The organism is Gammaproteobacteria bacterium, assembly GCA_028817225.1.
Classification (GTDB): Bacteria; Pseudomonadota; Gammaproteobacteria; order Poriferisulfidales; family Oxydemutatoraceae; genus Oxydemutator.
This window is the reverse complement of sequence record JAPPQC010000039.1, coordinates 10,561-36,724: the sequence shown is the minus strand read 5'-3', so window position 1 is coordinate 36,724 and position 26,164 is coordinate 10,561. Positions and strand designations below refer to the sequence as shown.

Below are 26,164 nucleotides of genomic sequence, written 5' to 3'. Positions count from 1 at the left end.
TCACCTCCACCCCGCCTGCTCACTCCCCTCCGGCATCAACTGTCTCCGTATCCCGTCCACATCGCCCAGAAACCACAGCGACTGAATCTTCCCGTCGCGAATCTCAAAGAGCGCAATCGCGTCCCACTTGATGATCTTGCCCGTCGCCTCCACGCCGAACATCGGGTTTCTGTGCTTGCCGTAGAAAAGCATCTTCGCCGCGATCTTGTTTCCTTCCGAAATCATGTCATCAAGTTCGCAGCGGAAGTTTTCCAGCGCCTTGCGAACCCCGTCAATGTAGTCAATAAAGCGGTCCAGCCCCGAGTTGGTCACCCCCAGCGAACTTCTGAATGTAACATTCCCGGCCATAATCTCGTTTGCAATCGCGTGGTCGCCCTCACACCACATCTGTTCAAATCGTCTGATAATTTCCCTGTTGTCCATGTCGGCCTCCCGAAACCGTGTGTTGGGTTGTGTGTTGATGTGTCGCGCCGCCGCCCTTGTCGCATCAATGCGGCGTGGGCGCGGCATTGGCGCGGCATTATACGGGGTCGGGTGTAAAATCACTCCCGTGACGACGACATCCGCCAACCCGGCCTGGCCGACACTCATCGCCGCCGGCGCGCGCCTGCCGGACTTCGGGCGGCGTCTTGTCGCCGGCGTGGACGAGGCGGGCAGGGGCGCGCTCGCCGGGCCGGTGGTCGCGGCGGCGGTGGTGCTCGACCCGAAGCGCCCGGTGGACGGCTGCGCCGACTCCAAGACCCTCAGCGCCGAACAAAGACAAACGCTTGCCGGCGCCATCAAGCGCGACGCGCTGGCGTGGTCGGTGGCGAGCGCCGATGTCGGCGAAATCTTTGAACTGAACATCCTGAACGCGACGCTGCTGGCGATGGCGCGCGCGCTGCGCGGCCTGAAGGTGGCGCCGCAACTGGTGCTGATAGACGGCAACCGGCGCCCCGACACCGCCGTCGCGTGCTGCGCCATTATCGGCGGAGACGCCCGCGTCGGCTGCATTTCGGCGGCCTCCATCCTGGCGAAGACCGAGCGCGACCGCCGCATGGTGCGCCTGCATTCGTCCTACCCGGCGTGGAATTTCGCCGCGCACAAGGGCTACGGCACGCCCGAACACCTGCGCGCGCTGCAAACCCACGGCGCCTGCGACATTCACCGCAAACGCTACCGCGGCGTCCGGGAAACGCTCGCGCAGCCATCGTCCAAACAATCCTTGCAACCGTCCCCGCAACCGTCCCCGCAACGGCGCCGGCAGCAGCGCCTGCTCAAATAATGAAGACGCCGCGATGAAAACGCCGCCGTTCGTCCACCTGCACCTGCACACCGGCTACTCCATCAGCGACGGCCTGCTGCGCATCCCCGAGTTGATGGAGGAAACGGCGCGCCGCGCGACGCCGGCGGTGGCGCTGACCGACCTCAACAACCTGTTCGCCGCCATCAAGTTCTACCGCGCGGCGATCGAGCACGGCATCAAACCCGTCATCGGCTGCGAACTGCATGTGCGCGCCGACGATGCCAACGGCGCCGACGACGAAATCGTGCTGCTGTGCGGCGACGAGCGCGGCTACCACAACCTCACGCGGCTGGTCAGCCGCGCCTACATTGAAGGGCAGGAACACGACACGCCGCACATCCTGCGCGACTGGCTTGAAGACTGCAACGAGGGCCTGATTGCGCTGTCGGGCGGCGTGCGCGGCGACATCGGCAAGGCGCTGGCGAACGGCGAGAGCAAGCGCCTCGACCGCGCGCTGTCTTTCTGGAGCGGGCTGTTCGCCGACCGCTACTACATTGAGTTGCACAACACCGGGCGCGAGGGCGAGAAGGAGTATCTGAAAAGCGCGCTGGCGCTGGCGTCAAAGGCGGCGCTGCCGGTGGTCGCGACGAACGATGTGCGCTTTCTGAAGCGCGACGATTTCGAGTCGCACGAGGCCAAGGTCTGCATCAGCCAGGGCCACATCCTGGCCGACAAGCGCCGCCCGCGGCGTTACAGCCCGGAGCAGTACCTGAAAAGCGCCGAAGAGATGGCGGCGTTGTTCGGCGATGTGCCGAGCGCGCTTGAAAACACCGTCGAGATCGCGACGCGCTGCACGCTGGAACTGGAATTCGGCAGGACGCTGCTGCCGGAATTCCCGCTGCCCGACGGCGACACCGCCGCCGGCAAGATCACCGCCGACGCGCGCGCCGGGCTGGAACGGCGGCTCGCCGGCGTTGAACCGCCGGCGCACGAACAATACCACCGGCGGCTCGCCTCCGAACTGGAGATCATCGCCAACATGGGCTACGAGAGTTACTTCCTGATTGTCGCCGACTTCATCGCGTGGGCGAAGCGCGAGGGCATTCCGGTCGGGCCGGGGCGCGGCTCGGGCGCCGGTTCGCTGGTGGCGTGGGCGCTCGGCATCACCGAACTCGACCCGATACATTACGACCTGCTGTTCGAGCGTTTCCTGAACCCGGAGCGCATTTCAATGCCCGACTTTGATGTGGACTTCTGCATTGAAGGGCGCGACCGCGTCATCCAGTATGTCGTCGAGCGCTACGGGCGCGACCGCGTCAGCCAGATTATCACTTTCGGCAGCCTCGGCGCGAAGGCGGCGGTGCGCGATGTGGGGCGCGTGCTGGGGCATTCCTACGGCTTTGTGGACCGCATCGCCAAACTGATACCCAACCACCTGAACATCACGCTCGACGAGGCGCTGACGCAGTCAAAGGAACTGACCGAATGGCGCCGCGACGACAACGATGTGCGCCAGATTCTCGACGACGCCCGTAAACTCGAGGGCCTCGCGCGCAACCCGGGCCGGCACGCCGGCGGCGTCGTCATCTCGCCGACGCCGGCGGAGGACTACACCGCGCTCTACTGCGAACCCGGCAGCCGCAACGCGGTGACGCAGTTCGACATGAAGGACATCGAGAAGATCGGCCTCGTCAAGTTCGACTTCCTCGGCCTGAAGACGCTGACGGTCATCGCCCGCGCCGTCGCCCACCTGCGCCAGCGCGGCGCCGCCGACATTGACATCGCGCGCATCCCGCTCGACGACGCCAAGGTGTACAAACTGCTGCGCGAGGGCGACACCGCCGCCATCTTCCAGCTGGAATCCGAGGGCATCCGGCGGCTGATGAAAAACCTGAAGCCCGACCATTTCAACGACATCGTCGCGCTGGTCGCGCTTTACCGCCCGGGGCCGCTGCAATCCGGCATGAGCGACGAATACGCCGAACGCAAGCACGACACCGCGCGCATCCGTTTTCCGCACCCCGACATCAAACCCATCCTCGAGCCGACCTACGGCGTCATTCTCTACCAGGAGCAGGTGATGCAGATTGCGCGCGTGCTCGCCGGTTACACGCTCGGCGCCGCCGACATCCTGCGCCGCGCGATGGGCAAGAAAGACACCAGGGAAATGGCCGAGCAGCGCGCGGTGTTCGTCAAGGGCGCGGTGGCGCGCGGCGTGAACAAACAGACCGCCACGCACATCTTCGACCTGATGGAGAAGTTCGCCGACTACGGCTTCAACAAGTCGCACTCGGTGGCCTACGCGCTGCTCGCCTACCAGACCGCGTGGCTCAAGGCCAACCACCCGGGCGCGTTCATGGCGGCGGTGATGTCCGCCGACATGGACGACACCGACAAGATCGTCTATCTGATCGGCGAGTGCCGCCTGATGGGGCTTGAGGTCGAGCCGCCCGACATCAACCGCTCGGAACACGGCTTCGCCGAGGTGGACGGCGGCGGCATCCTCTACGGCATGGGCGCGATACGCAATGTCGGCGCCGCCGCCGTCGAGACCATCGTCGGCGAGCGCCGCGCCGGCGGCGCCTTTTCGTCGCTGCGCGATTTCTGCGCGCGCCTGGTGCCGACCATCGGCAAACCCCTGCTGGAGACGCTGATTCGTTCCGGCACCTTCGATTCCGTCGAGCGCGACCGCGGCGCGATGCTGCACCACCTGCCGCGCATCTACGCGCTGGCCGAGCAGCAGGCGAACGACCGCAGCACCGGGCAGAACGACCTGTTCGGCGAGCCGCCGAAGGACGGCGACGGGCCGCCGCTCGACACCGCCGAGCGCATCAGCCGCGAGCAACTGCTGAAGATGGAGCGCGACAGCCTCGGCCTCTACCTGACCGACCACCCGGCGTCGTGGTACGACGGCGAACTGAAGAGCATGACCGACATGAACCTGCACGAGGTGAAACGCCTCACCGGCGATGCGTCGGCGAACAACGCCGGCGAGAGCAAGACGCTGTGGCTGTCCGGCGTCATCATGAACATGCGCGTGCGCTACACGCGCCAGGGCAAGGCCGCGTTCTTCACGCTCGACGACGGCAGCGGGCGGCTTGAACTGGCGCTGTTCGACAAGGACTACGCCAACTACGCCGACATGCTGTCGCACGACGACATCGTCGTCGTCGAGGTGTACCGCAACACCTACGACAACACCCGCGAAATCAGCCGCTGGCGCACGCGCACCATCCTGACGCTCGACCAGGCGCGCAAGCGTTTCTCGAAGAATGTGCAGATCAGCATCCGCGCCGGCGCCGGCGCGGACGAGCGCCTCGCCGGGCGGCTTGAGGAATCGCTGTCGCCTTTCGTCGAGCAGGGCGGCTGCCCGGTCATCGTCTCGCTGCGAACCGCCGAGGCGGCCACGCGCCTGCGCTTCGGCGACGCCTGGAAGGTGCGCCCGTGCGAGGAGATGCTGTGCCGCCTGCGCCGCATTGACGGCGTCGAACGGGTCGCGTTCAGTTACTGACGGCGGGGCGCGTTCGCGGCGCGGTTGTTTATCGCCGCGCGGATGGTTTAGAATCGCGCTTTACCGAGAGCGCCGCCGATGTCCCGACCCGATTCCAGGCCGCTGTCGCCGCACCTGCAGGTGTACCGCCTGCCGCTGACGGCGCTGTTGTCCATTCTGCACCGTTTCACCGGCGTGATTCTGGCGTTCGGCATGGCGCCGCTGACGGTGGTTCTGGTGGCCGCCGCCGCCGACGCCGCGGCCTACGAGCAACTTCGCGCGCTGCTGGCGGCGTGGTGGGGGCAGGTGCTGCTGGCGCTGTGGACGGGCGCGCTGTATTTCCATCTGTGCAACGGCATTCGCCATCTGTTCTGGGACGCCGGTTTCGGTTTTGACGCGGCGGTGGCGTTTCGCACCTCGCTGTGGACCGCCGCCGGCGCGCTGGCGCTGACGGCGCTGACCTGGTTTGCCGCGTTGTGGGTTCGGGGGATGCCGGCGTGAGTCTGCGCACGCCGCTGTCGCAGGCGCGCGGGCTGGGCGCGGCCAAAGAGGGCACCGGCCACTGGTGGGCGCAGCGGCTGACTTCGGTGTTTCTGGTGCCGCTGGTGCTGTGGGGCGCGTTTTCGGTCGCGATGCTGCCCGATTTGAGCCACGCCGGGCTGGTCGCGTGGCTGCAAAAGCCGGTGGTTTCGGTGTTGCTGATTGCGCTGCTGATTGTCGTTTTCTGGCACATGGAACTGGGGCTGCGCATCATCGTCGAGGACTACGTTCATCTGGCGTGGCTCAAGGTCGCGGCCATCGTGCTGGTTGACTTCGCCGTGCTGCTGCTCGCCGTCGCCGCCGTCGCCGCCGTCGTCGGCATCGCCTTCCGCTAGTCGCGGGCGTCGCCATGGCGAAAGCGTACGATCTGGAGGAGCATGTTGTTGATGTCGTCGTCGTCGGCGCCGGCGGCGCCGGCTTGCGCGCCGTTTTCGGCATGGCGCAGGAGGGGCTGAAGACGGCCTGCATCACCAAGGTTTTTCCGACGCGCAGCCACACCGTCGCCGCGCAGGGCGGCATCAGCGCGGCGCTCGGCAACATGGGCGAGGACGACTGGCGCTGGCACATGTACGACACCGTCAAGGGCAGCGACTGGCTCGGCGACCAGGACGCCATCGAGTACATGTGCAAGGAGGCGGCGGCGTCCATCATCGAACTCGAGCACTACGGCGTGCCGTTTTCCAGGACCGGCAGCGGGCGCATCTACCAGCGGCCCTTCGGCGGCATGACGACGCGCTACGGCAAGGGCATCGCGCAGCGCACCTGCGCCGCCGCCGACCGCACCGGCCACGCGATTCTGCACACGCTCTACCAGCAGTCGCTGAAGCACAACGCCGGGTTTTTTGTCGAGTACTTCGCCCTCGACCTGGTGATGGACGACAACGGCGCGTGCGCCGGCGTTGTCGCGTGGGATCTGGCGACCGGCAAACTGCATCTGTTTCGCGCGCGCATCGTGCTGCTGGCCACCGGCGGTTACGGGCGCGCCTATTTCTCGTGCACTTCGGCGCACACCTGCACCGGCGACGGCAACGGCATGGTGCTGCGCGCCGGGCTGCCGCTGCAAGACCTTGAATTCGTGCAGTTCCACCCGACCGGCATCTACGGCGCCGGCTGCCTGATTACCGAGGGCGTGCGCGGCGAGGGCGGCTACCTGACGAACGCCGCGGGCGAGCGTTTCATGGAGCGCTACGCGCCGAATGCGAAGGACCTCGCGTCGCGCGATGTCGTCAGCCGCTCGATGACCCTCGAGATCAACGAAGGGCGCGGCGTCGGCCCGCAGCAAGACCACATTCACCTGCACCTTGAGCACCTCGGCCCCGAAGTCATTGAAAAGCGCCTGCCCGGCATTTCGGAGTCGGCGCGGATTTTCGCCGGCGTGGATGTGACGAAGGAGCCGATTCCGGTGCTGCCGACGGTGCACTACAACATGGGCGGCATTCCGACGAATTACCACGGCGAGGTCATTCAGCTGAGAAACGGCAACCCCGACGATGTCGTGCCCGGGCTGATGGCCATCGGCGAGGCGGCGTGCGTGTCGGTGCACGGCGCCAACCGCCTCGGCTCGAATTCGCTGCTGGATTTGATTGTGTTCGGGCGCGCCGCCGCAAGGCGCGCCGCCGCGCTGCTGGGGGCGAAGGGCGGCAAGGCGCCGCCGGTGCCGGCGGCGTCGGTCGAGCGCATTCTCGAGCGCTTCGACCGCATCCGCCACGCCGACGGCGACCAGCCGACGGCGGCGCTGCGCCTTGAGATGCAGAAGATCATGCAGACCTACGCGGCGGTGTTTCGCACCGGCGACAACCTGGAGGAGGGGCTGGCGCGGGTGCGCGATGTGCATGCGCGCTTCTCGCGGGTGCGGGTGGCCGACCGTTCGCTGATCTGGAACACCGACCTGGTGGAGACGCTGGAACTCGCCAACCTGCTGCCGCAGGCGGTGTGCACGGTGGCGGGCGCGCTGAACCGGCTGGAGAGCCGCGGCGCGCATGCGCGCGACGACTACCCCGAACGCGACGATGACAACTGGATGAAACACACGCTGCTGCGTTTTGACGAGGCGTCCGGCGATGTCGGGATACACTACCGCCCGGTGCATTTGCGCACGCTGACCGACGAGGTGGAGGTGATTCCGCCGAAAGCGAGGGTTTACTGACATCTGTCGTACAATCGGCGGCGGCAGGCTTTGCACCGGAGAACACCATGGCTCAATTCAGATTACCGGCCAATTCCATTGTCAGGAAGGGGCGCTATTACGCCGCCGGCGGCGCGTCGCGCGGCGGGCGCATCCGGCGTTTTGTCGTGTACCGCTACGACGCCGGCAGCGGCGAGAATCCGCGCACCGACACCTACGAGGTGGACCTCGACGATTGCGGACCGATGGTGCTCGACGCGCTCATCAAGATCAAGAACGAAACCGACTCGACGCTGACTTTCCGGCGCTCGTGCCGCGAGGGGATTTGCGGGTCGTGCTCGATGAACATCTCCGGGCGCAACACGCTGGCGTGCACGCGGGCGATCAGCGATGTGCGCGGCGATGTGCGGGTGTTTCCGCTGCCGCACATGCCGGTCATCAAGGATTTGGTGCCCGATTTGACGCACTTCTACGCGCAGTATGCGTCCATCAAGCCGTGGATGCGCGCGCAGACGCCGCCGCCGCCGGACCGCGAGCGGCTTCAGTCGGTCGAGGACCGCGACAAACTCGACGGGCTGGAGGAGTGCATACTGTGCGCGTGCTGCTCGACCAGTTGCCCGAGTTACTGGTGGAACGGCGACCGCTACCTGGGGCCGGCGATTCTGCTTCAGGCCTACCGCTGGATTGCCGACAGCCGCGACGAGGCCGCCGGCGAGCGCCTGGACGAGATTGAGGATCCGTTCAAACTCTACCGCTGCCACACCATCATGAATTGCGCCGACGCCTGCCCCAAGGGGCTGAACCCGGCCAGGGCCATCGCCGAAATCAAGAAACTCCTCGTCGCGCGCCGTTTCTGATGATTCGGCCATTCGTCGGCGCGCGGCGTCCGTTCGTCGGTTTTGCGCGGTGAATGCCGGCAGAAAGCGGCTTTACTGGCTTTGTCGCAGGGGCACCAGGGAACTCGATATTCTGATGCTCCGTTATCTGGAACAGCACTACGACAAGGCGGAGGCCGATGAACGCGCGGCGTTTGAAAAACTATTGCAATTCCCGGACCCGGAACTCTACCGACTGCTCACCGGCCACCGCACCGCCACCGGCGACGCGGTTGACCGCGTTATCCGCCACATCGTGCAAAGCGGCCCGGACTGAGCGGGCGTCGTCGCGCAACGCCGTGGCTTTGCTGTGCAAAACATCCCGGACTAATCCGGCGCCGTCGCACACCGCAACGGCTTCGCTGTGCAAGGCAGGCCGAACTGAACAGACGCCGTCGCGCACCGCAACATCTTCGCTGTGCAAAGCGGCCCGGATTGAGTTGGCGCCGTCGCGCATTGCTGCGGTTTCACTGATGGCCATGCACGGTCTGGCGCTGTGCGCCATCGGCCTGTGGCAGGCGGAAATTGCGGTGAAGGCCGTTGTCGCCCTCGCGGTGCTGGTTCACGCCGCGCTGCACCGCCGCCGCGCCGCCCGCCGTCCGCGGCTGACCACGCTCGGCGTTGAACCGGGGCGCGGCGTGGTGGCCTGCAACGGGGCGCCGGTCGCCGCATTTCGGGTCGAACACATCTTTTGCTATTATCTGCAAATGAGCATACAATCCGGCGATGGCCGCCGCCGCAGGCTTTGCATCTTCGGCGACAGGGCCAGGCCGAAAGACTTCCGGCATCTCTGTCTGTGCACCGCCGGCTACCGGCGGGCCGGCTGGATTCAGACAACCCCGACTGAACAATGAACGAAACGACACCGGAACACACCGCCGCCCGCGCAGCGGCGCCTCCCCGCCGCACCGGCGCAACCGCCGACTTCGCGGGCCTGATGCACTTGTACGGATGCAACTACCACCTGCTCAACCGCCTGTGCAGGGAGTTCAACCCCGAGCCGGGCAGTGGCCGTGTCACCACCCGCGACGGCTACCTCCTCGCGCTGAGCGTCGAATGCAGAACACGCTACACGACAACCATGCACCTGGTGTACAGTTTTTTCAGCAACATCAAGACCGCACCCCTGACACCCATCCTGCACTTCCGCATCCGCGCATACCACGACACCCGCCAAGCCGAGGTTATCCAGCCAAACCTGCCCATGGCCGCCGACACCCCCCGTCATCACCCCGAATCCCTGTGCCTGAAATGGCGCTTCAACTATTTCCTGACCAACACACTATCCTACTTTTCATAAACGCACCGCATAGCGGTTTTGGATGTGCGGAGAGGTCAGGGAAGCAGGTCTTTGACTGCGGCGCGTTCTTCTTGCAGTTCTTTTTCGGTCAGGGTAATCATTGAGCGTTCGAATTCGTTCAGTTTGAGTTCCTGGACGATGCGCCAGTCGCCGTTGGCGGCGGTTACCGGGTACGAGAACATGACGCCGGGTTTGATGCCGTAACTGCCGTCGGCGGGGACGCCCATGCTGGTCCAGTCTCCGGGCGGGGTTCCGTCCATCCAGCTGTGCATGTGGTCAATGACGGCGGAGGCCGCCGATGCGGCGGATGACGCGCCGCGCGCCTCAATGACGCGCGCGCCGCGTTGCTGCACCGCGGGCACGAAGGTTTCCCTAATCCATTCCATGTCGGCCTTTGCGGGCTGGCCGCCGGCCTCGCAATGCAGCGGGTCGGGGAATTGTGTTGAGGAGTGGTTGCCCCAGACGATCATCTTCCGGATGTCGGCGGGGGCGCAGCCGAGGCGCCCCGCCAGCATTGCGACGCCGCGGTTGTGGTCGAGGCGCGTCATGCAGGTGAATTGGCGCGCGTCGAGGTCGGGCGCGTTGGCCGACGCAATCAGCGCGTTGGTGTTGGCCGGGTTGCCGACGACCAGAACCTTGACATCCTTCGACGCGTTTTCATTCAGGGCGCGCCCCTGGGTGCGGAAAATTTCGCCGTTGCTGCGCAGCAGGTCCTTGCGTTCCATTCCCTTGCCGCGCGGTCTTGAGCCGACCAGCAGCGCGATGTCAATGTCGCGAAAGCCCTGTTTCGGGTCGGTCGCCAGCACGCAGTCGGCGAGCGTCGGGAAAGCGCAATCCTCCAGTTCCATCGCCACCGCGTCGAGCACTTTCCGCATCGGCTCGATATCAACCAGATGCAGGATGACGGGGCGGCCCCCGGTCATCTGTCCGGACGCAATGCGGAAAATCAGCGCGTAGCCGATGTTCCCGGCGCTGCCGGTGACTGCGATTTTGAGCGGCTGGTTCATGGTCGTCATGGCTGGGCGGTATTCTGCGGCAAATGCGCCGCCCGCGCAACCTTCCATCCGGCCCCGGTTTTGTTGTAAAATCCGGCGGTCGTTGAACATCAACCTGAAGGACACCTGATGAAATACAGACTTTTCACGCTGACGCTGGCTTTCCTGGCCGCCGCCGCGAACGCGGGTGACAGCGAGGCGGGCCGGCACAAGGCGGCCACCTGCCTCGGCTGCCACGGCATCCCGACCTACGCCAATGTCTATCCCAGTTACCATGTGCCGAAACTCGCCGGCCAGCACGCCGCGTACATCGTCGCCGCGCTGAAAGGCTACCAGTCGGGTGAACGCGACCATCCGACGATGAGGGCGCAGACGCACCGCCTGAGCGAGGGCGACATGGCCGACATCGCCGCCTTCTTCTCGTCGCTGCCGGCGGACACGGCGGCGGAGCGGCAGCCGGCCCGCGCCGCGCTGCCGGAAGAGCAGCAACAAAAACTGCAAGTGTGCGTCAGTTGCCACGGCGAGGACGGCAACAGCCCGCTGCCGGAAAACCCGAGAATCGCCGGCCAGTACCGCGATTACCTGCACCGGGCGCTGCTCGACTACAAGGAAGGGCGCCGCAAGAACGCGGTCATGCTCGGCATGATCGGGCTGCTTGACGAGCACGACATGAAGGTGTTCGCGGCCTGGTTCTCAAGCCACAAGGGTCTCGGCGTTGTTGACATCGGTGACACGGATGCCCGTTGAGGCGCCGCCGCGCCGCGCCGGGGCGGGGTCAGGTTTTGGTGGCCGCTTCGTCCGGCGGCCCGTCCGGAGCCTCGTCCGGAGTGTAGGCGCGGATGGTCAGCGCATGCAGCATGCCGCCGGAAATGTATTCGGCGACCGTCGCGTAAACGGCCTGATGGCGCTTGACCGCCGGCAGGCCCCTGAAATGCTCGCTGACGACGGTGGTTTCGTACTTGCCGTCGCCGCCGCTGACTTCGGCGCGCGCGCCGGGAATGCCCGACTCGATCAGTTTTTTGATTTGCGTCGTTTCCATTGGCTTCAATTATACGCCGACAACCGGGCCAGCCCATGATATTCAAGCAACTGTTTGAACCGTCCTCAAGCACCTACACCTACCTGATCGGCTGCCCCGACAGCGGCGAAGCGGCGCTGATAGACCCGGTCATCGAGACCTTCGACCGCGACATGCGCGCGGTGCAGGAACTCGGCCTGCGGCTGTCGTGCACGCTTGAGACGCACATTCACGCCGACCATGTCAGCGGCGGCTTCAAACTGCGCTCGCTGACCGACTGCAAAATCGCAGGCCCGGCGATGGACGATCTGCCGTGCCGCGACATCGGAGTCCGCGAAGGCGAGACCTTCCGCATTGGCCGGCTTGAACTGTATCCGCTCTTCACGCCGGGCCACACCGACACCCACCACGCCTACCTGATGGACAACGGCACCCAGAAAATGCTGCTCTCCGGCGACGCGCTGCTGATTGACGCCTGTGGCCGCACCGATTTCCAGTCCGGCGACGCCGGCGTGCTGTACGACAGCATCCACGGCAAGTTTTACACGCTGCCCGACGACACGCTGGTTTATCCCGGCCACGACTACGAAGGCCGCATGCTGACGACGGTCGGCCAGGAAAAGAAGCGCAACCCGCGCCTGAACACCGGCGTCACCCGCGGTGAATTCATCCGGCTGATGAACGACTTTGACTTCCCGAATCCGGCCAAGATGGAATTCGCGGTGCCGGGCAACGAACGCTGCGGTCAGTGCCCGGACAACATGCCGCCCGGCTCCGAGCGGTTGTGCGAGGCGCACGACCAGGGCTGACGCCCGGCACACCCCGGCTGTCTGTTTCACCATCTCTGCCAGACGGCGGATGCTGTCGTTGTTGTCAGGGCTGACGCCCGTCACACCCCGGCTGCCTGTTTCACCATTTCTGCCAGGCGGCGAATGCCGTTGTTGTCGCGCCCGCCGTCCGGGTCGTGGCCAATCTTCACAATCGCCGTCTGTGTGTGCGCCGCGAGTTCGCGCGCGTTGTCCAACGCGCTGTCAGGTGCGCCGCCGAGCGCATCATTGAGCGCACCGCCGGGCGCGGGCGCCGCATCAGGGCGGTTGAGCACGACGGCGACAGTGTCGAGATTCCTCGCCGCCAGCGCTTCCAGCGTCAACAGTACATGGTTGATGCAGCCGAGTCGGTCGGCGGCGACGACGACGACCGCAAGGCCCAGCGCCGCCGCCAAATCGGCGTTGACGCCGTCGCCCGCAATCGGCGACAGCAGGCCGCCCGCCCCCTCGACGACGGCAAAACGCCGCAGTCCGCTGCGGCAGGCCGCGGCCAAATCGCTGACGCGCAGATCAACGCCCGCCAGTTGCGCCGCGCGCGCAGGCGACACGGCGTCGGTGAAGCGGTAGCGGCAGACATCGCCGGTCGCCGGGCGGTGTCTTGAGGCGTGCGCCAACTGCACGGCGTCGTGCGGCGTCATCTCGCCGCCGTGCGTGCGGCAGCCGGTCTCGACCGGCTTGAACACCGCCGTGTCCAGCCCACCGCTTTCCAGCGCGCGTATCAGTCGGCAGGCGACGAAGGTCTTGCCGACGCCGGTGTCGGTGCCGGTGATGAAAACGCCGCGCGCCGCGCCCCCATGGTCTGCCATCAGTTCGCCATCAGCCCGCCATCAATTCGCCATCAATCGGCCATCAGCATGTCGCGCGCGCGCCGGTAGCGCTCGGCGGTCTTGCGGACGACCCCGTCGGGCAGCGGCGGCGCGGGCGCGGTCTTGTCCCAGTCAAGTCCTTCCAGATAGTCTCTGACGAATTGCTTGTCAAAGTTGGGCGGATTCACACCCGGACGGTAGCCGCGCCGGTCCCAGAAACGCGACGAGTCGGGCGTCAGCACCTCGTCAATCAGCAGCAGTTCGCCGTCGCGGTCAAGGCCGAATTCAAACTTGGCGTCGGCGATGATGATGCCGCGCTGAAAGGCGTGGTCGGCGCCGGCGCGGTAGATGGCGAGCGCCGCATCGCGCACGCGCACCGCGACATCGCGCCCGATTTGCGCGGCGGCGGCGTCGAAAGAGATGTTGACATCGTGCTCGCCGGCGGCGGCCTTGGTCGAGGGCGTGAACAGCGGCTGCGGCAACCGATCGGCCAGTTGCAGCCCCGCCGGCAGCGCGATGCCGCAGACGGCGCCGGTCTCGCGGTAGTCGCGCCAGCCCGACCCCAGCAGGTAGCCGCGCACAATCGCCTCAACCGGCAGAGGCCGCGCCTTTTTGACGACAACGCTGCGTTCGCGCAGTTCGCGGCGTTCGCGCAGTTCGCGCGCCGCGTGCAGCGGGTCGAGGCCGCTCTGGTGGTTCGGCGCCAGCGCCGCGGTGCGCCCGAACCAGAAATTGCTGAGCGCGGTCAGCACTTGCCCCTTGCCCGGAATCGCGTTCGGCAGCACCACATCAAACGCCGAGATGCGGTCGGTCGTGACGATGAGCAGGTGATCGTCGTCCACTTGATAAATATCCCTGACCTTGCCCCGGTTCAGCAGCGGCAGCGAGTCAATCGCGGATTCAAACACGGCGTCCATCGCGCTCAACCGCGGTGCGCCTGCGACAGGTAGCGCCGGCTTTGCATTTCGCCGAGGCGGCTCGCGGCGCGGCTGAATTCGGGGCCGAGGCGCCCGTCGCGGTACAGTTCGGCGGGCGCCGCCGCCGCCGACACAATCAACTTGACATTGCGGTCGTAGAACTCGTCCACCAACTGGATGAAGCGCCGCGCCGCGTCGTCGCGCCGGTCAAACAGCGGAACATTGGAAATCAGCACGGTGTGGTAGAGGTGCGCGATCGAGATGTAGTCGGCGGGCGAACGCGGGCCTTCGCAGATGTCCTTGAAGTCGAACCAGGCGGTGTTGCGCGAATGCCGCACGACGGGCACATCGCGCCCGTTGACCTCGATGGCGCCGCCGGCGCCGGCGTCCTCGCCGTCCGCGCAGCCGTTGATGGCGCGGAAACTGCGCGCCAGTTCGTCGTCGGCGGCGCGCCCGCACGGGTGGTGATAAACCTCGCCCGCCTCCAGCGTCCGCAGCCGGTAGTCGGTGCGCGCATCCAGCCGCACGACGCGGGTGTGGCGCTCAATCAGCGCGATGGCCGGCAGGAAACGCCCGCGCTGCAAGCCGTCCTTGTAAAGATCCGGCGGCGCGATGTTGGAGGTCGTCACCAGCACCAGATTTCTGTCGAACAGCGCGCGCAGCAGTTGGTGGAGTATCATCGCGTCGGTGATGTCGGACACGAAGAACTCGTCAAGGCACAGCACTGCCGCGCGCCGCGTCAGGCGTTCCGCGACCGCATCAAGCGGGTTGCGGCGCCCGCGCCCGCGTTTCAGCAGCGCGTGGACTTCCTGCATGAAGCGGTAGAAATGCAGGCGCTGTTTGCGCTCAACCGGCAGCGCCTCAAAGAACAAATCCATCAGAAAGGTTTTGCCGACGCCGACGCCGCCCCACAGATACAGCCCGCGCGGCGCCGGCGGCGTGCGCCCGGTGATGCGCCTCAGCCAGCGCCGCACGCCGCCGCGCTCTGGCTCGGCGGTGATTTCATCAAACAGGCGCTGCAAGCGCCGCACAACCTCAATCTGGGCCGGGTCGGACTCGTGGCCGTGCTCCGCAAGGCGGCGCCGGTAGCGTTCGCCGAGCGCGGCGGCGGGAGTGGTCTGCGGCGGTTCGGTCATGGCGGGGCGGGAAACTCAGCGCGTTAGTATATAGAAAAGTGCGCCGCCGCGACAGGCGAACACCGGGCGCACTCCGGGCAAACTCCGGCCAGGCGCGCCGCCGTGCTAAAATGCGCCGACTGAAAGGTACATCCCGCAATGCACTCCGAACATCTTGATTTTGAGCAGCCGATCGTCGAACTCGAGCAAAAACTTGAAGAACTGCGCCGCCTCGTCAGCCGCGGCGAGGTGGATCTGAACCCGGAAATCGAGCAACTCGAGCAGAAATGCCGGAAGTTGACGAAGCAGATCTACGACGACCTGACGCCGTGGCAGACCGCGCAACTGGCGCGGCATCCGCAGCGCCCGTACACGCTTGATTACATCGGCGCGCTGCTGACCGACTTTGAGGAACTGCACGGCGACCGCCATTACCTCGACGACCCCGCCATCGTCGCCGGCATCGGGCGTTTCTGCGGGCGGCCCATCGCCGTGGCCGGCCACCAGAAGGGGCGCGACACCGAAGAGAAGGTGCGGCGCAATTTCGGCATGCCGCGCCCGGAAGGCTACCGCAAGGCGGCGCGCCTGTTCCGCCTCGCCGAGCGTTTCCGGATGCCGGTGCTGACGCTGATTGACACGCCGGGCGCCTACCCCGGCGTCGGCGCCGAGGAGCGCAACCAGAGCGAGGCGATCGCCGCCAACCTGCAATTGATGTCGCAGATTGAAACGCCCGTCGTCAGCGTCGTCATCGGCGAGGGCGGTTCCGGCGGCGCGCTCGCCATCGGCGTCGGCGACCGCCTGCTGATGCTGCAATACAGCATTTACTCGGTGATTTCCCCGGAAGGCTGCGCCTCCATCCTGTGGAAGGACGCCAACAAGGCGGCGGATGCGGCGAAGGCGCTCGGCATCACGCCGCAGCGCCTCGGCGAATTGTCGCTGGTGGATGAAATCGTCCCCGAACCGCTCGGCGGCGCCCACCGCGACTTCAAGGCGGTGACGGCGCGGCTGCGCGACAGCCTTGAGGCGCAATTCAATCAACTCGCCAACCTGCCGCCGCAGCGAATGCTGGATGACCGCTACCGCAGGCTGACCGAAGTCGGGCATTTCAAGCATGTCTGAGTTGGTGCGCGACCCGGACCTGGCCCGCGGCGTTGCCGCCGAACTGTCGGAGTTGCTGGCGCATCTCAAGCCGTCGCGGATGGTGCTGGCGTGGAGCGGCGGCGCCGATTCCAGCGTCCTGCTGCACCTGCTGCGCCGCCTGGAAACGCCGCGCGCGCCGGCGCTGCTTGCGGTGCATGTCCACCACGGCCTGCACGACGAGGCCGATGCGTGGGAGCGGCATTGCCGCGAACAGGCGCGCGGCATCGGCGTTGAGATGGCGGCGGTGAAAGTGCGGGCGCGCGCCGCGCCCGGCGAAAGTCCCGAGGCGGCGGCGCGGCGCGCGCGCTACGGTGCGCTGCGCCGCTTCGCAACCCCCGGCACGCTGCTGCTGACCGCGCACCACCGCGACGACCAGGCCGAGACCGTGCTGCTTCAGTTGATGCGCGGCGCGGGCACCGCCGGCCTGGCGGCGATGCCGCGTTGCACGCCTTTCGGCGACGGCTGGCTGGCGCGGCCCATGCTGGCGTTTTCGCGCGCGGCGATTCGCGACTACGCGCTTCGGCACGAACTGCGCTGGGTCGAGGACAGCGGCAACGCCGAGTTGCGCCACGACCGCAACTACCTGCGCCACCGCGTCGTCCCGCTGCTGAGGGCGCGCTGGCCGGAATGGGAGGCCGCCGCCGCGCGCGCCGCGCGCCACCAGGGCGAGGCGCGCGAACTGCTCGACGCCGAGGCCGCGCGCTGCCTGGCGCGCTGCATGACGCCGGACGGGTGCGCGCTGCTGGTGAAGGCGTGTTCGGCGTTGTCCGCCGCCCGGCAGAAGATTGTGCTGCGCCACTGGCTCAAGACCTGCGGGCTGCGCACGCCCGGCGAGCGCCAACTGGAGTACCTGCGCGCCGCGCTGATTGCATCGCGCCCGCGCAGCGGCAGCGTCATCGCGTGGCCGGGTTCGGAGGTCGGCTTTTACCGCGACCGGCTGTATGCGCGGGCGCGCCCGCTGTCGCCGCCGCCGGTTGAAAGGCCGTGGCCGCATGGCGCCGACCTTGAATTGCCGGAACTGAAACAGACGCTGCGCTGGCGCGAACTGCTGCGCCAGGCGCCGGCGCTCGCCGCCGCCGCGCGCCTGCATGTCGGCTTTCGCCGCGGCGGCGAGCAATGCGCGCGCCGCCGCGGCGCCGGTTGTTTCCACCAGGACCTGAAGAAAATCTTCCAGGCGCGCGGCGTGCCGCCGTGGGAACGCGACCGCGTGCCGCTGATCCACGCCGATGGCCGCCTGCGCCTGGTCTGGGGCCTGGCGGTCTGCGAGTAGCGGCGTGGCCGGTTTGCTTTTACAATGGCTGTCCATGCGGCTGGACGGCACAGGGGCGGGGTTTCGCCGGTTTTGCGGACGATGACGCGCTATGTTTTTGTCACGGGCGGCGTTGTGTCGTCGCTGGGCAAGGGGCTTGCCTCCGCCGCCATCGGCGCGATTCTCGAGGCGCGCGGCCTCAAGGTCGGGCTGACCAAACTCGACCCCTACATCAATGTGGACCCGGGGACGATGAGCCCCTACCAGCACGGCGAGGTGTATGTCACCGCCGACGGCGCCGAGACCGACCTTGACATCGGCCATTACGAGCGTTTTGTGCGTTTCAGGGCGGGGCGCCACAACAACTACACCACCGGGCAGATTTACGAGCGCGTCATCCGCAAGGAACGCAGCGGCGACTATCTCGGCTCCACGGTGCAGGTGATTCCGCACATCACCGACGAGATCAAGGCCGCCATCCGCGAGGGCGCGGGCGACGCCGATGTGATGCTGGTCGAGATTGGCGGCACCGTCGGCGACATCGAGTCGCTGCCGTTTCTGGAGGCCATCCGCCAGTTCGGGCTGGAGAACGACGCGCCTTGCGCCTATGTGCACCTGACGCTGGTGCCGTACCTCGAGACCAGCGGCGAAATCAAGACCAAGCCGACCCAGCATTCGGTCAAGGAACTGCGCTCCATCGGCATTCAGCCCGACCTGCTGCTGTGCCGCTCGAAGAGGCCGCTGCCGCCGGAGGAGCGGAAAAAGATCGCGCTGTTCACCAATGTCGCCGGCGACGCCGTCATCTCGGCGGTGGACCTTGAGAACATCTACGAGATTCCGCTGTGGCTGCACGAACAGCGCGTGGACGACCTGCTGGTGCGCCGCCTCGGGCTGGACGACACGCGCCCGGCGGATCTCGGCGAATGGCGCGCGGTGGTGCAGGCGCGCCGCTCGCCCGAGACCGAGGTGCGTATCGCGATGGTCGGCAAATACACCGGCCTGACCGACGCCTACAAGTCGGTCAACGAGGCGCTGGCCCACGCCGGCCTGAAAACGCGCACCCGCGTCGAGATTGTCTATGTGGATTCCGACCGCCTCGGCAACGGCGGCGACGGCCTCGCCGGCATGGACGGCGTGCTGGTGCCGGGCGGCTTCGGCCTGCGCGGCATCGAGGGCAAGATACGCGCGGCGGAGTACGCGCGCCGCCACGGCGTGCCGTATTTCGGCATTTGCCTCGGGATGCAGGTCGCGGCCATCGAGTTCGCGCGCAATGTCGCGCATCTGGAGTCCGCCAACAGCACCGAATTCGACGCCGCCACGCCGCACCCGGTGATCGCGCTGATTACCGAGTGGAACGACGCATCGGGCGCCGTCAAGCGGCGCAGCGAAGGCTCCGACCTCGGCGGCACGATGCGCCTCGGCGAGCAGGGCTGCCGGCTCGCCGCAGGCTCGGCGGCGCGCGCGATGTACCGCGGCGATGTCATCCGCGAGCGCCACCGCCACCGCTACGAATTCAACAACACCTACAAGGACCGCCTGTGCGACGCCGGGCTGGTCGTCGCCGGCGTGTCCATGGACGGGCAACTGGTCGAGATCATCGAGGTCGGCGGCCATCCGTGGTTCGTCGGCTGTCAGTTTCATCCCGAGTTCACATCGGTGCCGCGCGACGGCCATCCTCTTTTCATCGGCTTTATCGGCGCCGCGGGCCGTTTCCACCGGGAGCGCGGCTGATGGAATTGTGCGGCTGGCGGGTCGGCGGGCGGCGCCCGTTTTTCCTGATTTCGGGGCCTTGCGTCATTGAAAGCGAGCAACTCGCGCTTGAAACCGCGGCGCAACTGAAAGACATCACCGCCGGCCTCGGCATCCCGTTCATCTACAAGTCGTCTTTCGACAAGGCCAACCGCTCGTCGCACGACAGTTTTCGCGGCGTCGGCTTCGAGCGCGGGCTGCGCATACTCGAGCGCGTCGGGCGCGAGGTCGGCGTGCCGGTGCTGACCGATGTGCACGAGGACACGCCGCTCGACGAGGTCGCGCAGGTGGTGGATGTGCTGCAAACGCCGGCCTTCCTGTGCCGCCAGACGAACTTCATCCGCAATGTCGCGCGCGCCGGGCGGCCCGTCAACCTGAAGAAGGGGCAGTTTCTGTCGCCGTGGGAAATGAAAAATGTCGTCGAGAAGGGCCGCGCCGAGGGCAACCGGCAGTTGATGGTTTGTGAAAGGGGGTGCAGTTTCGGCTACAATAACCTGGTGTCTGACATGCGTTCCCTGGTCATCATGCGCGAGACGGATTGCCCGGTTGTCTTCGACGCGACCCACTCGGTGCAGTTGCCGGGCGCGCGCGGCGGCGAATCCGGCGGCCAGCGCGAGTTCGTGCCGGCGCTGGCGCGCGCCGCCGTCGGCGTCGGCGTCGCCGGCGTGTTCATGGAGTCGCATCCCGACCCCGAACGCGCGCTGAGCGACGGCCCCAACGCCTGGCCCCTCGGCGCGATGCGCGGCCTGCTGGAGGAACTGAAGGCGATTGACACCGTTGTCAAGGCGGCCTGACGCCGCCGCCCCGTCATCATGAAGAAAATAACCGACATTCGCGGGCGCGAAATCATTGATTCGCGCGGCAACCCGACGGTCGAGGCCGAGGTCGTCGCCGGCGGCGTGACCGGGCGCGCCTCGGTTCCGTCCGGCGCCTCCACCGGCTCGCTCGAAGCCGCCGAGTTGCGCGACGGCGACAAGAAGCGTTTTCACGGGCGCGGCGTGCGCAACGCCGTCACCAATGTCAACACCGAGATCCGCGATGCGCTGGTCGGCATGGCGGTGCAGGAGCAGCGCGCGCTGGACGACGCGATGATTGAACTCGACGGCACCGAAAACAAAAGCCGCCTCGGCGCCAACGCGATTCTGGCGGTGTCGCTGGCGGCGGCGAAGGCCGGCGCCGCCATCGAGGGCGTCCCGCTGCACCGCCACCTCGCCGCCGGCAGCGTGCCGCTGCTGCCGGTGCCGATGATCAACATCCTGAACGGCGGCTCGCACGCCAGCAACAATGTGGACATCCAGGAATTCATGATTGTGCCGCTCGGCGGCGGCGATGTGCGCGAGACCATCCGCATCGGCGCCGAGATTTTCTATTCGCTGAACCGCGTGCTGGACAAGCGCGGCTTCAGCACGACCGTCGGCGACGAGGGCGGCGTCGCGCCCGACCTGGAGTCCAACGAGGCCGCCATCGAGATGATCCTGGAAGCCGTCGAGGTCAGTGGCTACCGTCCGGGCGAAGACATTTTTCTGGCGCTTGATGTCGCCAGTTCGGAGTTGTTCGACGGCGGCTTTTACCGTTTGCCGTCGGAGAAGCGCCACTACGACAGCGCCGCCTTCATCGAGTGCCTGGCCGAATGGGCCGGCAAATACCCGATCATCTCCATCGAGGACGGCATGGCCGAGGACGACTGGGACGGCTGGCGGGCGATGACCCGCAAACTGGACGACAAGATTCAACTGGTCGGCGACGACCTGTTCGTCACCAACACCGAAATCATCAAGAAGGGCATCGAGATGGGCGTCGCCAACTCGGTGCTGATCAAGCCGAACCAGATTGGCACCCTGAGCGAGACGCTGGCGGCGGTTGAACTGGCGCAAAACGCAGGCTACAACTGCGTGATGTCGCACCGTTCCGGTGAGACCGAGGATGTGTCCATCGCCGACCTCGCGGTGGCGACCGGCGTCGGCCAGATCAAGACCGGGTCGCTGTGCCGCACCGACCGCGTCGCCAAATACAACCAGTTGATTCGCATCGAGGAAGGGCTGGGGCGGGACGCCGGGTTTGCCGGGCGCGCGGTGTTCGAGCGGTTCCTGTCGCCGCCGCAGGCGTGAACCCGCCCGCCGGATGTGATGCCGAGCGCAACCGTCGAGGAACTGGTCGCCGATGTCCGCGACGGGCGGATGGTCATCATCATGGACGGCGAGGACCGCGAAAACGAGGGCGACCTGGTGATGGCGGCGGAGCGGGTCACGCCGCAGGCGGTTAATTTCATGATTACCCACGGGCGCGGGCTGGTCTGCCTGACGCTGACGCGCGAGCGTTGCCGGCGTCTTGACCTGCCGCTGATGGTCGCCGGCACCGACGACCGCCTGGCGACCAACTTCACCGTCTCGATTGACGCAAGCGACGGCGTCAGCACCGGCATCTCGGCGCCCGACAGGGCGCACACCATCCGCACCGCGATAGCGCCGGGCGCGGCCCCCGGCGATGTCAGCCGGCCCGGGCATGTCTTCCCGCTGATGGCGCAGCCGGGCGGCGTGCTGACCCGCGCCGGGCACACCGAGGCCGGCTGCGATCTGGCGCGGCTTGCCGGCGCCGCCGAACCGGCGGCGGTTATCGTCGAGATTCTGAAGGAAGACGGCTCGATGGCGCGGCGCGCCGATCTGGAGGGCTTCGCGCGCCGCCACCGGCTGAAGATCGGCACGGTCGAGGACCTGATACGCTACCGCTCCGAACGCGAGGCGCGCGCCGATGGCTGACAACCGCCTGATTGAGGCGCGGCCCGACGGCGGCGGCGCGCGGTTTTGCATCGTCGCCTCGCGTTACAACCCGCAAATCGTCGAAAGCCTGATGGATGGCGCGCTGCGCGCGCTGCGCGAGCACAACGCGCCGGGCGCCGACATCGTGCGCGTGCCGGGCGCGTTTGAAATTCCGCTGGCCGCGAGCCGCTGCGCCGACGCCGGGCGTTACGCCGGCATCGTCGCCGTCGGCTGCGTTATCCGCGGGCAGACGCCGCACTTCGACCATGTCGTGCGCGAATGCAGCCGCGGCATCGCCCGCGTTATTCTCGACACCGGCGTGCCGGTCGGGTTCGGCGTGCTCGCGGCGGACAACGCGGAGCAGGCCATGGCGCGCGCGGGCGCCGACAGAAACCGCGGCGCCGAGGCGGCGCTGGCGGCGCTGGAAATGGCCTGCCTGCTGCGGCGTCTCGGCTGACGCCGGGGCTGCGGCGGCTGACGGGCGCGGATTGATGAGCGACCACCTGCTGTTCCACGCCCGCAGCCGCGCGCGGCGGCTGGCGATACAGGCCGTCTATCAGTGGCAGATGACCGGCCAGGACTTCGATGAAATCAGCGCGCAGTTCGCCGCCGACGACGACTACGGCAAGGCCGACGCCGGTTATTTCACCGAATTGCTGCGCGCCGCCATTAACGGCACGGCGGACGGCGAACTTCAGCAGTGCATGGACATGCCGCTTGAAAGCGTGGACCCGATTGAGCGCGCGATTGTCCGCAACGCGGCCTACGAGATTCTGTGCCGCGACGACATTGACTCCGCCGTCGCCATCACCGAAGCCGTCCGCCTTGCCAGGAAATACGGCGCCGACCAGGGCTACCGCTTTGTCAACGGCGTTCTCGACCGCCTGGCGAAGCGTTGCAGCGGCGGCGCCGTCGGCGAGGAACAACTGGTGCGGGCGCATCTTGTGCGCGAGTCCGGCGACGACGCGGTCGTCGTCGGCATCGGCGACGACGCCGCGGTGCTCGGCCCGGTTTCGGAGCCGCTGGTGGTGGCCGCCGACACGCTGGTCGCCGGCACGCATTTCAACGCCGACGCCGATGCCGGCGACATCGGCCACAAGGCGCTGGCGGTTAATCTGAGCGACATCGCGGCGATGGGCGCGGTGCCGCGCTGGGCGCTGCTGGTGCTGACGCTGCCGCGCGCCGACGAGGACTGGGTGTCGCGTTTCGCCGGCGGGTTTTTTGCGCTCGCCGATTCGTGCAAGGTCAGCCTCGTCGGCGGCGACACCGCGCGCGGGCCGCTGTCGGTTACGGTGCAGTTGATTGGCACGGCGCCCGGCGAATGCATGACCCGCGCCGGCGCGCGCGACGGCGACGGCATTTACCTGACCGGCGCCGTCGGCGACGCCGGCCTCGCGGCGCGCCGCGCAGGCCGCCTGAACCGCTGCGGCGGCGCCGCCGCCGACGCCTGCCGCCGCAGGGCGGCGCGGCCTTCACCGCGCGTCGCCGAAGGGCGACTGGTCGCGCAGTATGCAAGCGCGGCGATGGATGTCTCGGACGGCGTTTTCATGGACTTGTCGCGGCTGCTCGACGCCGGCGGCGTCGGCTGCGAGGTTGCGATGGAGCAGATTCCGGTGTCGCGGACATTCCGCGACTGCTGCGACACCGCCGCCGACTGGCTGTCGGCGCTGACCTACGGCGACGACTACGAACTGCTGTTCACGATGGACGACGGGCGTTTTGACGAACTCCAGAAATCCCTGAAAGCCGCCGGTGCATCCGGCGTCACCCGCATCGGGCGCATCACCGCGCAGACGGGGCTGCGCTGCACCTTCCGCGGCGACGCGGTGGAACTGCCGCGTTCGCCCGGCCACGACCACTTTCGCTGATGACAAAGCCCGACCTCCGTTTCATGTTGCGCCACCCGGTGCATGTTTTGTCGCTGGGCTTCGGCGCGGGCCTGGCGCCCATCGCGCCCGGCACGCTCGGCACGCTGCTGGCGTTTCCGCTGTACTGGCTGATGGCCGGCCTGCCGGCGTGGGCCTATCTTGCGGCGGTCGCGGCGCTGTTCGCGGTCGGCGTCGCCGCCGCCGGTTTCACCAGCGCGGCGCTCGGCGTGCACGACCACCGTGCCATCGTCGTTGACGAGATTGCCGGCATGTTGCTCGGCCTTTTTCATCTGCCCGTTGACGCGCCCGGCGGCTGGGTGTGGCTTGTGCTGGCGTTTCTGCTGTTTCGCGCGCTGGATGTGCTGAAGCCGTGGCCCATCAGTTGGGCCGACCGCCATGTCGCCGGCGGTTTCGGCATCATGCTGGACGACCTGCTCGCCGGTGTTTTCACCGTCGCCGTGATGCAGGCGCTGCTGTGGGTCGCCGGCGCATGAAAGTCCGCACGCGCTTCGCGCCCAGCCCGACCGGCGTGTTGCACGCGGGCAGCGTGCGCACCGCGTTGTTTGCGTGGCTTTACGCGCGGCATCACGACGGCGCGTTTGTGCTGCGCATCGAGGACACCGACAACGAACGCTCAAGCAAGGAGTCGGCGGACGCGATTTGCGACGGGCTGGCGTGGCTCGGGCTGGATTGGGACGAAGGCCCTTTCTACCAGAGCCGCAGGATGGCGCGTTATGCGGAAGTCATCGCGCGCCTGCTCGACGAAGGCAAGGCGTATCACTGCTACTGCACCCGCGACGAACTCGACGCGCTGCGCCGCGAACAACTCGCCAAAGGTGTCAAGCCGCGTTACGACGGGCGCTGCCGCGAGGGCCGCGCGCCGCGCGCCGGCGTTGAGCCGGTGGTGCGTTTCAAGAATCCTCAGGAAGGCGCGGTGGTCTTTCGCGACCATGTGCACGGCGATGTCGAGACCGCCAACGGCGAACTCGACGACCTGGTGATTGCGCGTGCCGACGGCGCGCCGACCTACAACCTGACGGTCGTCGTGGACGACATGGACATGGCCATCACGCATGTGATTCGCGGCGACGACCATTTGAGCAACACGCCGCGCCAGATCAACATCTTCCGTGCGCTCGGCGCGACGCCGCCGGACTACGCGCATGTGCCGCTGATACTCGACCAACAGGGCGCGCGGCTGTCAAAGCGCACCGGCGCGCCGGGTGTCGCGCAATACCGCGAGCAGGGCTATCTGCCGGCGGCGCTGCTGAACTGCCTGGTGCGCCTCGGCTGGGCGCACGGCGACCAGGAAGTGTTTTCACTGGACGAGATGGTGGAGTGCTTCAATTTCGGCGGCCTGAACGCATCCGCCGCCGCCTTCGATCCGGCCAAACTTGATTGGCTGAACGGCCACTATCTGGCGCAAACGCCGCCGGAGTCGTTGGCGGATGATTTGGCCGCGCGCCTGCGCTCGCTCGGCTGCGACCCCGCGCAAGGCCCCGCGCTGGAAGCCGTGGCGGAGGCGATGAAGTCGCGCCATCCGACCTTGCAGGCGATGGCGCAGGGCATGGTTTTTCTGTACAAGGATGAAATCACCTATGACGCGGCGGCGGCGCGCAAGCACGCGACCGACGACGCGCGTTCGTACTTAAGCCGCCTGCTCACGGCGCTGGAAACGGTCGCGCAATGGCGCGGCGACGCATTGAAACAAACCCTGTCCGAAACGCTGAAAGACCTGAACATCCCGATGGGCAAACTCGGCAAACCACTGCGCTACGCCCTGACCGCTGGCGCCCCCGGCCCCGACATCAGTTTGGTGATGGAGTGGCTCGGCAAAGACCGCTGCCTTGCGCGGATACGGCGGTTGCTGGAGATGTAGGTGATTGGGCGGTGGCGGCGGAATCGGCTGCCTCTGTATTCAAGGCTACCCTGAATATGGAGCAACTGGCGGCCTATATTCAAGGTAGCCTTGAATATGGAGCAACTGGCGTCCTGTATTCAAGGTAGCCCTGAATATGGAGCAACTGACGCCCTATATTCAAGGCTGCCTTGAATATAGGGCAATTAAGGCCCCATATTCAAGGTAGCCTTGAATATGGAGAGATTTTCCTCTATATTCAAGGCAGCCTTGAATATGGAACCGGGGAAGCGCCATATACAAGGCACTGA

The 26,164-nt window shown here is 66.8% G+C and carries 26 protein-coding genes and 1 pseudogene; 21 read left to right on the top strand and 6 right to left on the bottom strand.

What is annotated here, in order from left to right; translation table 11 throughout:
• Positions 1 to 423 carry an ester cyclase gene (locus OXU50_05510; protein MDD9869331.1) on the bottom strand — a complete coding sequence of 141 codons (423 nt, stop codon included), beginning with the start codon at positions 421 to 423 and terminating at the stop codon, positions 1 to 3.
• Positions 424 to 589: 166 nt separating this feature from the next.
• Here OXU50_05510 and rnhB point away from each other — a divergent pair, with 166 nt between their 5' ends.
• The 9 genes from rnhB to OXU50_05465 all read left to right on the top strand — a co-directional run bounded on the left by rnhB (position 590) and on the right by OXU50_05465 (position 9,555).
• Entirely contained in the window at positions 590 to 1,264 is a 675-nt protein-coding gene (gene rnhB, locus OXU50_05505; GenBank protein MDD9869330.1) for a ribonuclease HII, read from the top strand.
• Between the two features lie 13 nt (positions 1,265 to 1,277).
• Complete coding sequence (gene dnaE, locus OXU50_05500; GenBank protein MDD9869329.1) at positions 1,278 to 4,736, top strand: DNA polymerase III subunit alpha; 3,459 nt, start codon at positions 1,278 to 1,280, stop codon at positions 4,734 to 4,736.
• A 78-nt stretch (positions 4,737 to 4,814) separates the two neighbouring features.
• Positions 4,815 to 5,216, top strand: a complete 402-nt coding sequence (gene sdhC, locus OXU50_05495; protein ID MDD9869328.1) for a succinate dehydrogenase, cytochrome b556 subunit — start codon at positions 4,815 to 4,817, stop codon at positions 5,214 to 5,216.
• Positions 5,213 to 5,590, top strand: coding sequence for a succinate dehydrogenase, hydrophobic membrane anchor protein (sdhD, locus tag OXU50_05490; protein ID MDD9869327.1), 378 nt, complete (start codon positions 5,213 to 5,215; stop codon positions 5,588 to 5,590). The genes sdhC and sdhD overlap by 4 nt, the downstream gene beginning before the upstream one ends.
• A gap of 14 nt (positions 5,591 to 5,604) precedes the next feature.
• Positions 5,605 to 7,401: a succinate dehydrogenase flavoprotein subunit gene (gene sdhA, locus OXU50_05485; protein MDD9869326.1), complete on the top strand. Its 1,797-nt coding sequence runs from the start codon at positions 5,605 to 5,607 to the stop codon at positions 7,399 to 7,401.
• 47 nt (positions 7,402 to 7,448) lie between these two features.
• Positions 7,449 to 8,237 (top strand): succinate dehydrogenase iron-sulfur subunit, encoded by a 789-nt coding sequence (locus OXU50_05480; GenBank protein MDD9869325.1) that lies wholly within the window; start codon positions 7,449 to 7,451, stop codon positions 8,235 to 8,237.
• A 49-nt stretch (positions 8,238 to 8,286) separates the two neighbouring features.
• Positions 8,287 to 8,532, top strand: coding sequence for a succinate dehydrogenase assembly factor 2 (locus OXU50_05475; GenBank protein ID MDD9869324.1), 246 nt, complete (start codon positions 8,287 to 8,289; stop codon positions 8,530 to 8,532).
• Positions 8,533 to 8,728: 196 nt separating this feature from the next.
• Positions 8,729 to 9,109, top strand: coding sequence for a hypothetical protein (locus OXU50_05470; GenBank protein ID MDD9869323.1), 381 nt, complete (start codon positions 8,729 to 8,731; stop codon positions 9,107 to 9,109).
• A complete protein-coding gene (locus OXU50_05465) occupies positions 9,106 to 9,555 on the top strand; it encodes a DUF1249 domain-containing protein (GenBank protein MDD9869322.1) in 450 nt (149 codons plus the stop codon). The genes OXU50_05470 and OXU50_05465 overlap by 4 nt, the downstream gene beginning before the upstream one ends.
• 35 nt (positions 9,556 to 9,590) lie before the next feature.
• On the opposite strand, the gene OXU50_05460 is transcribed toward OXU50_05465, so the two are convergent.
• Complete coding sequence (locus OXU50_05460) at positions 9,591 to 10,562, bottom strand: malate dehydrogenase (GenBank protein MDD9869321.1); 972 nt, start codon at positions 10,560 to 10,562, stop codon at positions 9,591 to 9,593.
• 117 nt (positions 10,563 to 10,679) lie between these two features.
• Between OXU50_05460 and OXU50_05455 the strand changes: the two genes are divergently transcribed.
• The gene (locus OXU50_05455) at positions 10,680 to 11,297 is read left to right on the top strand and encodes a cytochrome c (protein MDD9869320.1); all 618 of its coding nucleotides are present in this window, start codon (positions 10,680 to 10,682) and stop codon (positions 11,295 to 11,297) included.
• Between the two features lie 28 nt (positions 11,298 to 11,325).
• On the opposite strand, the gene OXU50_05450 is transcribed toward OXU50_05455, so the two are convergent.
• Positions 11,326 to 11,589: a BolA/IbaG family iron-sulfur metabolism protein gene (locus tag OXU50_05450; GenBank protein ID MDD9869319.1), complete on the bottom strand. Its 264-nt coding sequence runs from the start codon at positions 11,587 to 11,589 to the stop codon at positions 11,326 to 11,328.
• Between the two features lie 35 nt (positions 11,590 to 11,624).
• On the opposite strand from OXU50_05450, the gene OXU50_05445 reads away from it, so the two are divergent.
• Positions 11,625 to 12,377 (top strand): MBL fold metallo-hydrolase, encoded by a 753-nt coding sequence (locus OXU50_05445; GenBank protein ID MDD9869318.1) that lies wholly within the window; start codon positions 11,625 to 11,627, stop codon positions 12,375 to 12,377.
• 80 nt (positions 12,378 to 12,457) lie between these two features.
• On the opposite strand, the gene bioD is transcribed toward OXU50_05445, so the two are convergent.
• The 3 genes from bioD to zapE are packed head-to-tail and all read right to left on the bottom strand — an operon-like array spanning position 12,458 to position 15,254.
• Positions 12,458 to 13,201: a dethiobiotin synthase gene (gene bioD, locus OXU50_05440; GenBank protein ID MDD9869317.1), complete on the bottom strand. Its 744-nt coding sequence runs from the start codon at positions 13,199 to 13,201 to the stop codon at positions 12,458 to 12,460.
• Positions 13,202 to 13,233: 32 nt separating this feature from the next.
• Positions 13,234 to 14,118: a phosphoribosylaminoimidazolesuccinocarboxamide synthase gene (locus tag OXU50_05435; protein ID MDD9869316.1), complete on the bottom strand. Its 885-nt coding sequence runs from the start codon at positions 14,116 to 14,118 to the stop codon at positions 13,234 to 13,236.
• A 5-nt stretch (positions 14,119 to 14,123) separates the two neighbouring features.
• Complete coding sequence (gene zapE / locus OXU50_05430) at positions 14,124 to 15,254, bottom strand: cell division protein ZapE (GenBank protein ID MDD9869315.1); 1,131 nt, start codon at positions 15,252 to 15,254, stop codon at positions 14,124 to 14,126.
• Between the two features lie 138 nt (positions 15,255 to 15,392).
• On the opposite strand from zapE, the gene OXU50_05425 reads away from it, so the two are divergent.
• From OXU50_05425 to gltX, 10 genes and pseudogenes are all read left to right on the top strand, one after another.
• Positions 15,393 to 16,352: an acetyl-CoA carboxylase carboxyltransferase subunit alpha gene (locus OXU50_05425; protein MDD9869314.1), complete on the top strand. Its 960-nt coding sequence runs from the start codon at positions 15,393 to 15,395 to the stop codon at positions 16,350 to 16,352.
• The gene (gene tilS / locus OXU50_05420) at positions 16,345 to 17,643 is read left to right on the top strand and encodes a tRNA lysidine(34) synthetase TilS (protein ID MDD9869313.1); all 1,299 of its coding nucleotides are present in this window, start codon (positions 16,345 to 16,347) and stop codon (positions 17,641 to 17,643) included. The genes OXU50_05425 and tilS overlap by 8 nt, the downstream gene beginning before the upstream one ends.
• 81 nt (positions 17,644 to 17,724) lie before the next feature.
• The gene (locus OXU50_05415; protein MDD9869312.1) at positions 17,725 to 19,353 is read left to right on the top strand and encodes a CTP synthase; all 1,629 of its coding nucleotides are present in this window, start codon (positions 17,725 to 17,727) and stop codon (positions 19,351 to 19,353) included.
• Positions 19,353 to 20,165, top strand: a complete 813-nt coding sequence (gene kdsA / locus OXU50_05410) for a 3-deoxy-8-phosphooctulonate synthase (protein ID MDD9869311.1) — start codon at positions 19,353 to 19,355, stop codon at positions 20,163 to 20,165. The genes OXU50_05415 and kdsA overlap by 1 nt, the downstream gene beginning before the upstream one ends.
• 18 nt (positions 20,166 to 20,183) lie before the next feature.
• Positions 20,184 to 21,479, top strand: coding sequence for a phosphopyruvate hydratase (gene eno / locus OXU50_05405; GenBank protein ID MDD9869310.1), 1,296 nt, complete (start codon positions 20,184 to 20,186; stop codon positions 21,477 to 21,479).
• Between the two features lie 18 nt (positions 21,480 to 21,497).
• A pseudogene (ribB, locus tag OXU50_05400) lies at positions 21,498 to 22,097 on the top strand (3,4-dihydroxy-2-butanone-4-phosphate synthase).
• Between the two features lie 22 nt (positions 22,098 to 22,119).
• Positions 22,120 to 22,584, top strand: a complete 465-nt coding sequence (gene ribH / locus OXU50_05395; protein MDD9869309.1) for a 6,7-dimethyl-8-ribityllumazine synthase — start codon at positions 22,120 to 22,122, stop codon at positions 22,582 to 22,584.
• Positions 22,585 to 22,618: 34 nt separating this feature from the next.
• Entirely contained in the window at positions 22,619 to 23,995 is a 1,377-nt protein-coding gene (gene thiL / locus OXU50_05390; protein ID MDD9869308.1) for a thiamine-phosphate kinase, read from the top strand.
• Positions 23,995 to 24,489: a phosphatidylglycerophosphatase A gene (locus OXU50_05385; protein MDD9869307.1), complete on the top strand. Its 495-nt coding sequence runs from the start codon at positions 23,995 to 23,997 to the stop codon at positions 24,487 to 24,489. Before thiL ends, OXU50_05385 begins: the two co-directional genes overlap by 1 nt.
• Entirely contained in the window at positions 24,486 to 25,874 is a 1,389-nt protein-coding gene (gene gltX, locus OXU50_05380) for a glutamate--tRNA ligase (GenBank protein MDD9869306.1), read from the top strand. The genes OXU50_05385 and gltX overlap by 4 nt, the downstream gene beginning before the upstream one ends.
• The last annotated feature ends 290 nt before the right edge of the window (positions 25,875 to 26,164 follow it).

What these genes read in the sequence shown, in the direction of transcription:
- sdhA (MDD9869326.1), top strand. Translation starts at nt 5,605, where the DNA reads ATGGCGAAAGCGTACGATCTGGAGGAGCATGTTGTTGATGTCGTCGTC.
- OXU50_05445 (MDD9869318.1), top strand. Translation starts at nt 11,625, where the DNA reads ATGATATTCAAGCAACTGTTTGAACCGTCCTCAAGCACCTACACCTAC.
- OXU50_05510 (MDD9869331.1), bottom strand. Translation starts at nt 423, where the DNA reads ATGGACAACAGGGAAATTATCAGACGATTTGAACAGATGTGGTGTGAG.
- OXU50_05385 (MDD9869307.1), top strand. Translation starts at nt 23,995, where the DNA reads ATGACAAAGCCCGACCTCCGTTTCATGTTGCGCCACCCGGTGCATGTT.
- OXU50_05435 (MDD9869316.1), bottom strand. Translation starts at nt 14,118, where the DNA reads ATGGACGCCGTGTTTGAATCCGCGATTGACTCGCTGCCGCTGCTGAAC.
- bioD (MDD9869317.1), bottom strand. Translation starts at nt 13,201, where the DNA reads ATGGCAGACCATGGGGGCGCGGCGCGCGGCGTTTTCATCACCGGCACC.
- ribH (MDD9869309.1), top strand. Translation starts at nt 22,120, where the DNA reads ATGGCTGACAACCGCCTGATTGAGGCGCGGCCCGACGGCGGCGGCGCG.
- dnaE (MDD9869329.1), top strand. Translation starts at nt 1,278, where the DNA reads ATGAAAACGCCGCCGTTCGTCCACCTGCACCTGCACACCGGCTACTCC.
- sdhC (MDD9869328.1), top strand. Translation starts at nt 4,815, where the DNA reads ATGTCCCGACCCGATTCCAGGCCGCTGTCGCCGCACCTGCAGGTGTAC.
- eno (MDD9869310.1), top strand. Translation starts at nt 20,184, where the DNA reads ATGAAGAAAATAACCGACATTCGCGGGCGCGAAATCATTGATTCGCGC.
- gltX (MDD9869306.1), top strand. Translation starts at nt 24,486, where the DNA reads ATGAAAGTCCGCACGCGCTTCGCGCCCAGCCCGACCGGCGTGTTGCAC.
- OXU50_05455 (MDD9869320.1), top strand. Translation starts at nt 10,680, where the DNA reads ATGAAATACAGACTTTTCACGCTGACGCTGGCTTTCCTGGCCGCCGCC.
- OXU50_05470 (MDD9869323.1), top strand. Translation starts at nt 8,729, where the DNA reads ATGGCCATGCACGGTCTGGCGCTGTGCGCCATCGGCCTGTGGCAGGCG.
- thiL (MDD9869308.1), top strand. Translation starts at nt 22,619, where the DNA reads ATGAGCGACCACCTGCTGTTCCACGCCCGCAGCCGCGCGCGGCGGCTG.
- tilS (MDD9869313.1), top strand. Translation starts at nt 16,345, where the DNA reads ATGTCTGAGTTGGTGCGCGACCCGGACCTGGCCCGCGGCGTTGCCGCC.
- kdsA (MDD9869311.1), top strand. Translation starts at nt 19,353, where the DNA reads ATGGAATTGTGCGGCTGGCGGGTCGGCGGGCGGCGCCCGTTTTTCCTG.
- OXU50_05450 (MDD9869319.1), bottom strand. Translation starts at nt 11,589, where the DNA reads ATGGAAACGACGCAAATCAAAAAACTGATCGAGTCGGGCATTCCCGGC.
- zapE (MDD9869315.1), bottom strand. Translation starts at nt 15,254, where the DNA reads ATGACCGAACCGCCGCAGACCACTCCCGCCGCCGCGCTCGGCGAACGC.
- OXU50_05465 (MDD9869322.1), top strand. Translation starts at nt 9,106, where the DNA reads ATGAACGAAACGACACCGGAACACACCGCCGCCCGCGCAGCGGCGCCT.
- OXU50_05460 (MDD9869321.1), bottom strand. Translation starts at nt 10,562, where the DNA reads ATGAACCAGCCGCTCAAAATCGCAGTCACCGGCAGCGCCGGGAACATC.
- OXU50_05425 (MDD9869314.1), top strand. Translation starts at nt 15,393, where the DNA reads ATGCACTCCGAACATCTTGATTTTGAGCAGCCGATCGTCGAACTCGAG.
- OXU50_05480 (MDD9869325.1), top strand. Translation starts at nt 7,449, where the DNA reads ATGGCTCAATTCAGATTACCGGCCAATTCCATTGTCAGGAAGGGGCGC.
- OXU50_05415 (MDD9869312.1), top strand. Translation starts at nt 17,725, where the DNA reads ATGACGCGCTATGTTTTTGTCACGGGCGGCGTTGTGTCGTCGCTGGGC.